Raw genomic sequence first — 9,008 nt, forward strand, 5'->3', positions numbered from 1 at the left:
GTGGGGTGGGGTGGGCGGACCTGCGGTGCCGCCCACCCCGGTCGAGACGTCAGGGCGTGCGGGTCAGCTTGTGCAGTTGAGTGTTCCGCTGCGCAGCGCGTGGCTGGAGTCGTTGTCGTCGTCGGACCAGACGACCGGCTTGTGCCCGGCCGAGCAGGTCCCCGCCGGCGCGAGGGCGAATCCCTCGTTGTTGTAGTTGGACATTCCGGTGGGGCGGGCGTAAACGGCGGTGCCGGCGAGCCGGCCGGCGGCGTTGATGTCGAGCGTCGCGGTGCGCCCCTGGCAGGTGTCGTCGCATTCCGCCCACAGATGACCGGTCGCGGGCTCGTACTCGAGGTCCATGACCGCGGCGAAGCCGCTCGCCACGGTGGCGATCCGGGTGTACCCGCCGCCGTTCTGGTTGAGCGCGTAGGCGTAGACGGTGCCGTTGGCTTCAAGTCCGACGAAGTACAGCCCGCTGCCGTGACCGGAATAGGCGGCCGGATCGTACGCGGTGTTGGTGTGCTCGTCGTGGAAGCCGTGTGCGGTGAGGTACGAGTCGGGAATCCACGAGATCGCCTCGAGCCCGCTGTTGGCCGCCACGGCAGGCAGGTCGGAGGTGAGGTTCCATTCCGCGGTCGCGGTCAGCGAGGTGGCCGTGGAGGAGCCGTCGTACCGGAGGACCTTCAGCAGGCTGACGCCGCTGTTGCTGTTGTCGCGTTCCGTGGAGACGACCACGCCGTCAGGGGTCGTGACCACGCCCTCCGCGTCGGGGTCGCCGGTCCCGCCGGCGTAGTGCAGCGCCTTGCCCGAGGCCCAGCCGCCGGTCGTGTCGGGCTGCCACTTCGCGCCGTTCGGCACGAGGCGGTAGAGCGTGCCGGGGCCGTTCTTCACCGCCCACAGCACACCGGAGCTCTGGAACGACAGGCCGCTGAGGTTCGTGCCGAACACGCTCGCGTCGTCCGCGACGGAGACGGCCGAGCCGCCGGGCCACGCGGTGGGGGGGCAGGCGTTCGCCGCGCCACGGGTCGACGAGGCGGTCGTGGTGAACGAACCCGTGCCGTCAGGGCAGCGCCCGTAGGTCGTCGACGCATGCGAGGTCCAGGTGTAGGAATCCACCAGCGTCGTGCCACCCGGCTGATACAGCCGCACCGAATCGGAACTCCCCAGGCCGAACACCGGATCGACATCGAGAACCAGATGGCCCCCGGCCGCCAGCGACGTACCCGACGCCACCGTGAACACATGGGAGTCGTCATTGTCCTTGACAACCCAGCCGGAGATGTCCACGGCCGCCGAACCGATGTTCGCCAGCTCCACCCAGTCCCCGGGCGATCCACCGCTCGACTCGACCTCGTTGATCCGCACGTCCGCCGGCCCCTGCGCCACCGCCGGCATACCGAAAAGGCCGACGGCGACGACGGCCAGAACCGCGGCAACGGCGAATCGCACTTTCCCACGCGAATATTTACGCAAAGCAGCTGCTCCTTGTACAGGGTCACCGACAGGAGGCGCCGAATTCGCACTCCTCGCGGATCTTCCTGCACGCCGACGACCAGGTGTTGAACGCGCAACCAACAGCTCGGGCAGCACGGATTACCATCCAGGACGAGATCACCGAGGCTCGGCGCCGCGCGGCCTCCACTCGGAGCGGCTGATCGCGTAGATGTGCCGCGGCTGGCCGTTGCGTTCGGTGGCCTCCGCGAATCTCATGCCGAGTTTGACCGCGACCCGGATGGATGCGGCGTTCTCCGGATGAATGATCGAGATGGTCCGGTCGGCACGCAGGGTGCCGAAAGCGTACTCGATCGCGGCGGCACCGCCTTCCGTCGCTAATCCCTCGCCCCACCGCTGCGGGCGGATTGTCCAGGCGGTCTCCAGGCCGGGCCAGCCGTACTCCCGGTACAGGCCGACGCGTCCGATGAACGCCCCGGTCACCCGGTCGTGCGCGAGCCACATGCCGAAGCCGTTGAGGGCCCAGTGCCCGATCTGAAGGGCGAACATCTGCCACACCGCGGCCTCGCTCGACGGCGAGCCGGTGTAGCGGCTCATCCGCGGGTTCGTCGCCATCCGCGTGTAGGCGGGGATGTCGTCGGCGGTCCAGCCGCGCAGGACGAGCCGCTCGGTACGCACGGTCGGCACCAGCACCGCGGGGAGCGACTCGACGATGTCGAGGGTCATCCGTCCATCAAAGCGGGACGGGAAACGGCGGTGAGTCGTTCCCGGAAGTCGACGACCTCCGGCAGGGAGCCATACCCGGCGAGATCGGTGGCGAGCCGCTCCGCATGGCTGATCACCGTGTAGGTCGGGCTCGCGGCCAGGATCGCCAGGGCGCGCATCCCGAGCCGGGCCGCCTCGGCCGCATCGGGACGCCCGCGGCGCACGAGGGTGGTCGCGAGGACCACGACGGCATGACCGTGATCTTCGAAGCCGACGGCCCGTTCCCGGTCGAAGGCGTCGACGGCGGCGCGGGCGAGCGGTTCCGCCTCGTCGCCCGCGCCGAGACGGGCGAGGACGCCGGCGGTGAAGGATTCGGCCGTGGCCGGTCCGAACGGCGAGCTTCCCGGCCGGGCCGGCACGTCGATCACGGCGCGTCGCATCCGGTTCAGCGCCTCGCGGGTGCCGACGGCGTCGCCGAGGGCAGCGAGCGCCCGCGCCTCGTAGGCGGCGAGCCTGGCCCGGGTGTAGAGATGATCGGGCGCCCGGCGGGCGATCTCGGCGGCTTCGGTGTACTGGTGGCTGTAGAACGCCAGGGTGGAGGACATCGCCGCCATCGACGCGGTCAGAACCGGGTCGTCGATCTGGTCGGCGTGATCACCGGCCTGGGCGACGAACCGCCGCGAGGCGGCCTGATCGCCGAGATTGAAGGCCAGCCGCGACAACATGTATGCCGAGTAGCCGGCAATCTGGGTGAGATTCACCTGCGCCCTGGACTTGGCACCCGCGTCGAGGAGCCGCTCGGCGGACTGCCAGGTGCGGTACACCCGCGGGGCGAGGACCGCGTGCGGGGTGGTCGTGAACACCGCTGCATGGCCGTCGACCGCATCGTCGAGTTCGGCCAGGGTGAGCGCGTCGGGGTTGAGGCGGGCCCGCCGCCGGTAGGTGTCCGCCGCGATCAGCCCGGCCGCGGAGAGCTCGAAGACCTGCCTGCGGTCGGTCTCGGCCACCCCGCCGCCGTCCCTGCCCGCTTCGAGCCGGGACTGCCATCCGGCGAGCTCCCCACCGGTCTGCCAGTAGTCGTCGAGTGCAGCGCACAGGTCGGCGGAGGGCACATCCCCGTTCTCCGCCTTGGAGATCCGGGTGCGGTGGAACCCGATCCGTCTGCTCAGAGTGTCCTGACTCATCCGGCCGCGGCGCGCCCGGATCCGCCGGCCCAGCGCCGCCGCGCCTGTCTCGTCCACTGTCTCGTCCTCGTCCACCCGTAGCCATTCCTCCCCGTGCGGCTGACGCCGGGCCCACGGCACAGCGGCGCACAGCGCGGCACGGCACGGCACGAATCATGCGCACGCATAGCAGTCACCCGGTCACATGCACAGACTGCCACTTGTCGGCAAGGAACCCGGATCATCCGGCGCCGGCGGGTCGCCGGACCCCCACCCCGCAGGAGCGACGATGGCCAGCCCACCGGACCAGCTCATCTGGCGCCGGCCCAGCGCGGCCCCCGATGTCGCGTTCGCCCGCGACGGCGAGACCGTCGCCATCAACTACACCGCCTCCCCCGGCCCGGATCTGCGGATCCCCGGGCCGGTCTGGTCCGCGCTGCGGGCGGAGATCCGCGCCGGCGACCGGGGGGCTTTCCGCCGGCTGAACGCCGCCTGGACCCCCTGGACCGCAGCCGGTGGCGGCCTCGCTGCCGAGCGGGACGGACACGTCCACCTCCGCTACGGCTACCTCGGCAGCCATCAGGTCAAGATCCCGGCCGCGACGTGGCGCCAGATCTGCGTCGCCGTCCGCGGAAGCGCGATCAACCACCTCGCTGAGCCCACGTAGAGATCACACATCTTTGGGCGTGATCTCTGCGTTCGACCTCCGGTGCAGCGGTCGCGCCGGTTGGAAAAAGGATGTTTTCGGCGCCATCGATCTCCGCAGTAGCCTGGCTGCCGCAGGAGACCAGGCCAGGAGGGGTGGACGCGGCAGGGATCGAACCTGCGACCACTCGCTTGCAAGGCGAGCGCTCTCCCGCCGAGCCATGCCCCGGGCGACGAGAAGGGGGCGCCTACCCGGGCGTCCGAGGGTGCGGTGGCGTGGGTACGGCGGGTAGTGTCGCGGGGCGTGACTCTGGATCGGTGGCGGAATCGGTACGCGGAGCGTGCCCAGGGGATGATCGCGAGCGAGGTTCGGGCGCTGTTCGCGGTCGCATCCCGTCCCGAGATCGTGTCGCTCGCCGGGGGCATGCCCGCAGTCGACGCGCTGCCTTTGGAGGCGGTCGCGGCGACCGTGTCGGAACTGGTGCTGAGCCGGGGTTCGGTGGCGCTGCAGTACGGCTCGGCGCAGGGCGATCCGGGTCTGCGTGCGCGGATCTGCGACGTGATGGCGATGGAGGGCATCACCGACGCCCGTCCCGACGATGTTGTGGTGACCGCGGGATCGCAGCAGGCGCTGGATCTGCTCACCCGCGTGTTCGTCGATCCCGGCGACGTCGTCGTCACCGAGGGGCCGACCTACGTCACGGCGATCAACACCTTCGCGGCGTACCAGGCGCGGATCGTCCACGTTCCGATGGACGCCGACGGCCTGTCGCCGAACGCACTCGCGGAGACGCTGGGACGGCTGGCCGCCGAAGGCGCCCGGGTGAAACTGCTCTACACGGTGCCGACCTTCCAGAATCCCGGGGGGATCACGTTGACGCCGCCGCGGCGGGCCGAGGTGATCGAGATCTGCCGGCGCGCCGGGGTGCTGGTGGTCGAGGACAACCCGTACGGCCTGCTGTCGTTCACCGGTGAACCGGTGCGGGCGATGCGCGCCGACGCCCCCGACGATGTGGTGTACCTGGGGTCGTTCTCGAAGACGTTGGCGCCGGGCCTGCGGGTCGGGTGGGCGTTGGCCCCGGCGCCGGTGACAGCCCGGCTCGTCCTGGCCGCGGAGTCGGCGATCCTGTCGCAGTCGATGTTCACCCAGCTGGTGGTCGAGCGGTATCTGGCGACCCAGCCGTGGGCCGAGCAGGTGAAGGTGTTCCGGGAGATGTACCGGGAACGCCGCGACGCCATGCTCGACACCCTGACCGAGTCGATGCCCGCCGGCGCCACCTGGACCCGCCCCGACGGCGGGTTCTTCGTCTGGTTGACGCTGCCGGACGGGATGGACACCAGGGCGATGCTGCCGCGGGCGATCGCCGCCCGGGTCGCCTACGTTCCCGGGGCCGGGTTCTACGCCGATGGTTCGGGTCGCAACAGCATGCGGTTGTCGTTCTGCTACCCGCCACCCGATCGCATCCGCGACGGGGTCGGCAGGCTGGGCAGGGTCGTCCGGGACGAGCTGGACCTGCATGACACCTTCCGCCCGTGACACCGTCGCCGCCCGTGACACCGTCGCCGCCCGTGACACCGTCGCCGCCCGGCCATGGTGTCGCCGACCGTCCATGATGTGCCCGACACCGTGAAGGACGCGACGATGACTGATCTGGGCCGTGTGCTGATCCTCGCCGGCGGGCTGTCGCCCGAACGGGAGGTGTCGCTGCATTCGGGGAGGAGGCTGCGCGACGCGCTGACCCGCATCGGCGTCGATGCCGACCTGGCCGATGTCGACGCCGCGACGCTGCCCGCACTGGCGGCCGACCCGCCGGACGTGGTGTTCCCCGTGCTGCACGGCACGTCAGGCGAGGACGGCACGATCCGGGAGGTCCTGGACCTCTACGATCTGCCCTACGTCGGTGCCGCGCCGCCGGCCTGCCGGGTGGCGTTCGACAAGGCGACGGCGAAGGCGGCCGTCGCCGCCGCCGGGGTGGCGACGCCGGCGGCGGTGACGCTGCCCCGCGCGGCGTTCCACGACCTGGGCGCCGCCGCGCTGATCGAACGGATCGTCGCCCGACTGGGACTACCGGTCGTGGTGAAGCCCCGCGCGGGCGGATCGGCGTTCGGGGTCAGCCGCGTCGACGACGCCAGCGGGCTCGCCGAGGCACTGATGGCCTGCTTCGGCTACCACGACTCGGCGCTGATCGAACGAGCCGTCAACGGGGTTGAGATCGCCGTCGGCGTCATCGACCTCGGCGACGGCGACCTCGGCGACAGCGACTTCGGGAACAGCGACTTCGGCGGCAGCGGCGACGGCGTCGGGCCTGTCGCGTTGCCCGCCGTCGAGATCGAGCCGGCCACGGGGGTGTACGACTACGCGGCCCGGTACACCGCGGGCGCCACCGCCTTCTTCACCCCGGCTCGCCTCGACGACGCGGTGCTGCGCGCCGCCGCCGAGACCGCCGTCACCGCACACCGCGTGCTGGGCCTACGGGACCTGTCCCGCACCGACATGATCGTCGACGCGGCCGGAAACGTGCAGTTCCTGGAGGTGAACGTGGCCCCCGGCATGACCGACACGAGCACCTGGCCGATGGGCCTGCACGCCGCCGGCCTCGACTTCGCCCTGGTCTGCCGCGACCTCGCCGCCCGCGCCACCAACCGAACGCGGCCGAGGCCGGCGCTGTGATGCTGCGCCTACTGGTAGGTCTCATGAGGATGCTCGCCGCGGCCGGGCTGGACTGACTCAGGCCGCCGGCCAACCATGCCGAATGGCGAGACGGACCGTCACGTTACGGCTATGGTCTGATGCGCTCACGCAAAGCATCCGAATACCAAGCCGGACGATCAGCTACCGGTAGTTCGTGAGAGCTGGTCACCTACATTGCGTACCTGTCGTCACGTGTGCCGACAGGTACGCACAGAAAACAAACAGGGCGACTCATGTGCGCTCGATGAGAGACCCGAGGCCCGAGTGGATGAGAGGGCCGCGCCGGTCTCATTGAGCCAGAACGCGCCCGCATTGCTCCGCGATCTTCTCTTCGGCGCCCAGGCGCTGGTACCGGCAAAGGCTCAGGGCCGGTGCGCCCGCTGCCGGGCACGTTGCTTGTCCCCCTCGCCGGCGTTCGTGTGATCGGCTGCTGCCAGCCCCAGCGCCGCAGGAGCTCGATCACCGGGACCCCTCCCGACATCGGGGTAGGCGCTGTCTGCCCTGTCATCTCGACCCTCCTTGTCACGCCAGGAGACGCCGGTACTTCGGACGCATGCGCATCGCGCAGATGATCAGTTCGGTGCCATCGCCAAGGAGCAGAACGACGATCTCCAGAAGATTGCCCGCCCGACCCGGCCCCAGCCGGAGCTCCCGCGGTGGACCACCATCGTCGAGCGTGTAGACCACCAGGCACCCCGTAGCGGCGTGGACGGGGCAAGCGTCCCGACCACACCGTGCTTTCGAGCCGTACGGCCGAGCTCAAGGCGGCGGCAATACACGCCTCATGAGCACCCGGTTGCCGCCCCGGGGGGTTCGGGGGGTCGTCCCCCCGGCAGACATCGCGGCCCCGTCGCAGCTGATCAAAGATCAGCAAGCAGGCGAAGCCGGCGCGTGGGCGCGGCAGGGATCGAACCTGCGACCACTCGCTTGTAAGGCGAGCGCTCTCCCGCTGAGCTACGCGCCCGGGAGACCTGAGAAACGAGGCTGACTAAGACTACGCAGCCGCGACGCCCCGTGGAACGATCGGGCGCCTGGGGATCGGCGAAGGTGACTCGCCGGTCTGGCACCGACGCTCCAGGGGGCCACCGACAGCGGGAGCCGGCCCCACGACTACCCAGGTACGCCAGGCCGGCTCCCGTACGTCGATCTTAGAGGGCGGCGAGGGCCTTGAGGTACTCGGCCTGGTCCCGCGCGTCGGGGATGTTGTTGACGACCTTCCAACGCACGACACCCTCCTTGTCGATCACGAAGGTGCCGCGCACGGCGATGCCGCGCTCGGCGTTGAAGATGCCGTAGGCCTCCGCGACCGCGCCGTGCGGCCAGAAGTCGGCGAGCAGCGGGAACTCGTAGCCCTGCTGCTCGGCCCACACCTTGTGGGCGAACGGCGAGTCGACGGAGACCGCCAGTACCTGGACGTTGTCGTTCTGGAACGAGCCGAGGTCGTCCCGGACCGAGCACAGCTCGCCCTGGCAGACGCCGGTGAAGGTCAGCGGGTAGAACAGCAGGACGACGTTCCGCTTGCCGCGGAACTCCGACAGGGTGATGGTCTCGTTGTTCTGGTCCTTCAGCGAGAAGTCCGGGGCGACGGAGCCAACCTCGACGGTCACAGGCGCTTCCTCTCCACAACAATGGGGCTGATCACAGTGACGGAGCACCGATCAGGACGATGCACGGGCCGATCCGTCCGGACCGCCGGGCCTCGCATGATCGCGACAGCGGGCGGGGGTCGGAACGGACCAGGCGACGGCACCCACCGGTTCGGGCGCCCCCACCGGTCGATCCGCCGGCCCTGAGCCAGCATGCCAGTTGCGGCGCCGTGGAAACCGACCGACCACCTGCGGATAGCCCACACGGACGCCCCGGAGCCGTCGGGACGCCATCGGGACGCCATCGGGACGATCGGGACGCCGCCGAGACGAAGGATCATCCGGATTCGATCCCGACGGAAGGTATCTTTCACGCTCCCGGGGCACTGATGCGGCGAGTGCTCGAGTTTCCTACGCCAGACTGGCCTAGTCTGGCCGATCGACACGGGAGCCATCGACCGGACATGCGCGTAACACGGTGCGTGCTCCGCGTGCGCCACAGGTTATGGACACCGATGAGGGCAGGCCCACCTTGACCAATCAGAGTGCGACCCCGCACGGTTACCCCGAATCGCACGGCTACCCCGACCAACACGGCTACCCCGATCAGCAAAGCCAACCCGGCCAGCAAAGCCAACCCGGCCAGCGCGGCTATCCCGCATCCCAGGGCCACCCGGCGCAGGAACCTCACCCGATCGACGGGCCGGGCACCTCGACCGGCGGCTTCCCGATCTATGCCTTTCGGGAATCGCTGCCCGGCCCCGAGCCCGAGCAAGGCTACCC

General features: G+C 70.2%; 8 protein-coding genes, 2 tRNA genes and 1 pseudogene. 4 read left to right on the forward strand and 7 right to left on the reverse strand.

Annotated elements, in window-relative coordinates:
* Positions 1 to 63: 63 nt before the first annotated feature.
* The 3 genes from NBZ83_RS26555 to NBZ83_RS26565 all read right to left on the reverse strand — a co-directional run bounded on the left by NBZ83_RS26555 (position 64) and on the right by NBZ83_RS26565 (position 3,398).
* The gene (locus NBZ83_RS26555) at positions 64 to 1,431 is read right to left on the reverse strand and encodes a lamin tail domain-containing protein (RefSeq protein ID WP_261576013.1); all 1,368 of its coding nucleotides are present in this window, start codon (positions 1,429 to 1,431) and stop codon (positions 64 to 66) included.
* 162 nt (positions 1,432 to 1,593) lie between these two features.
* Entirely contained in the window at positions 1,594 to 2,160 is a 567-nt protein-coding gene (locus tag NBZ83_RS26560) for a GNAT family N-acetyltransferase (RefSeq protein ID WP_261568878.1), read from the reverse strand.
* Positions 2,157 to 3,398: a helix-turn-helix domain-containing protein gene (locus NBZ83_RS26565; protein WP_261568879.1), complete on the reverse strand. Its 1,242-nt coding sequence runs from the start codon at positions 3,396 to 3,398 to the stop codon at positions 2,157 to 2,159. Before NBZ83_RS26565 ends, NBZ83_RS26560 begins: the two co-directional genes overlap by 4 nt.
* A 193-nt stretch (positions 3,399 to 3,591) precedes the next feature.
* Here NBZ83_RS26565 and NBZ83_RS26570 point away from each other — a divergent pair, with 193 nt between their 5' ends.
* Entirely contained in the window at positions 3,592 to 3,969 is a 378-nt protein-coding gene (locus NBZ83_RS26570; RefSeq protein WP_261568880.1) for a hypothetical protein, read from the forward strand.
* 135 nt (positions 3,970 to 4,104) lie between these two features.
* Here NBZ83_RS26570 and NBZ83_RS26575 read toward each other — a convergent pair.
* Positions 4,105 to 4,175, reverse strand: a tRNA-Ala gene (locus NBZ83_RS26575).
* 124 nt (positions 4,176 to 4,299) lie between these two features.
* On the opposite strand from NBZ83_RS26575, the gene NBZ83_RS26580 reads away from it, so the two are divergent.
* On the forward strand, positions 4,300 to 5,484 hold the full coding sequence (locus NBZ83_RS26580; RefSeq protein WP_261576014.1) for an aminotransferase-like domain-containing protein: 1,185 nt from the start codon (positions 4,300 to 4,302) through the stop codon (positions 5,482 to 5,484).
* A gap of 105 nt (positions 5,485 to 5,589) precedes the next feature.
* Entirely contained in the window at positions 5,590 to 6,618 is a 1,029-nt protein-coding gene (locus tag NBZ83_RS26585; RefSeq protein ID WP_261568882.1) for a D-alanine--D-alanine ligase family protein, read from the forward strand.
* A gap of 543 nt (positions 6,619 to 7,161) precedes the next feature.
* Here the strand turns inward: NBZ83_RS26585 and NBZ83_RS26590 are convergent.
* The 3 genes from NBZ83_RS26590 to NBZ83_RS26600 all read right to left on the reverse strand — a co-directional run bounded on the left by NBZ83_RS26590 (position 7,162) and on the right by NBZ83_RS26600 (position 8,246).
* Positions 7,162 to 7,326: a hypothetical protein gene (locus tag NBZ83_RS26590; protein ID WP_261568883.1), complete on the reverse strand. Its 165-nt coding sequence runs from the start codon at positions 7,324 to 7,326 to the stop codon at positions 7,162 to 7,164.
* 205 nt (positions 7,327 to 7,531) lie between these two features.
* Positions 7,532 to 7,603 (reverse strand) — tRNA-Val (locus tag NBZ83_RS26595).
* A gap of 184 nt (positions 7,604 to 7,787) precedes the next feature.
* On the reverse strand, positions 7,788 to 8,246 hold the full coding sequence (locus tag NBZ83_RS26600; protein WP_261568884.1) for a peroxiredoxin: 459 nt from the start codon (positions 8,244 to 8,246) through the stop codon (positions 7,788 to 7,790).
* 484 nt (positions 8,247 to 8,730) lie between these two features.
* Here NBZ83_RS26600 and NBZ83_RS26605 point away from each other — a divergent pair.
* A pseudogene (locus NBZ83_RS26605) lies at positions 8,731 to 9,008 on the forward strand (hypothetical protein); the annotation flags it as partial.

The organism is Frankia gtarii, assembly GCF_025403375.1.
GTDB classification, from domain to species: Bacteria; Actinomycetota; Actinomycetes; order Frankiales; family Frankiaceae; genus Frankia; species Frankia gtarii.